Below are 248 nucleotides of genomic sequence, written 5' to 3' on the forward strand. Positions count from 1 at the left end.
GCAGGCAAATAGCACCACTGCCCAATACCGTTTCACCGCCCGAACGTGGCGAACACGGTCCACCTGACTTCAGCTGGTCTTTGGCCTGCCGGAAAACGCATTCGATCGTCCAGCGCTGGGCATCGTAACGCAAGATGTCTTCGTCACTCAGCTCCCGGTCGGTGTCGAAGATGACATGGAGATGATCTGGCGTCATCGGTTCATCCGCCTTCCAAGCCAGCAGCACCACCGCGTCATCGAGGCCACGG

Annotated in this window: 1 pseudogene; it reads right to left on the reverse strand. The window is 59.3% G+C overall.

The window, feature by feature from the left end:
- Nucleotides 1-248, reverse strand: a pseudogene (locus B4113_RS20650) (transposase); the annotation flags it as partial.

The organism is Geobacillus sp. B4113_201601 (genome assembly GCF_001587475.1).
GTDB classification, from domain to species: domain Bacteria; phylum Bacillota; class Bacilli; order Bacillales; family Anoxybacillaceae; genus Geobacillus; species Geobacillus icigianus.